The sequence below is a fragment of the Hydrogenophaga intermedia genome, assembly GCF_023715105.1.
Classification (GTDB): domain Bacteria; phylum Pseudomonadota; class Gammaproteobacteria; order Burkholderiales; family Burkholderiaceae_C; genus Hydrogenophaga; species Hydrogenophaga intermedia_A.
The window spans coordinates 1-315 of sequence record NZ_JAMBNO010000133.1; the positions used below are offsets into that span (position 1 = coordinate 1).

The window sequence follows — 315 nt, forward strand, 5'->3', positions numbered from 1 at the left end:
CTTGGTTTGAGGCTGCGAGTGCGGGTGCACACCGCTTGGCCAATGCGCGCTCGCCGTTCCTGATGGTGGCGCGCCATCGATGGCCAAAATCCTGGGCTGCAAGGTCGGCTTTTGATTGGGCATCGGCCGCACCATTTCTGGGCACTAATTCCAAGTCTCTGCGCAGGTGCCTGATGAGGTGGTTGCGCAATTGACGTTGCTCTGCCAGTGCCAGCGCCACCTCTGTACCAAGAGGTATTGCAATTTCAGACTGAACGGGTGAAAGCTCCGTGCAAAGCACCCATTCAACATATTTCGTTTGTCTTCCGATAAGCT

General features: G+C 55.9%; 1 protein-coding gene. It reads right to left on the minus strand.

The annotated features are described in order from the left end of the window. Positions 1–315, minus strand: a 315-nt coding sequence (locus tag M3149_RS22910) for a hypothetical protein (protein ID WP_251711645.1), incomplete at both ends; no start/stop codon positions are given.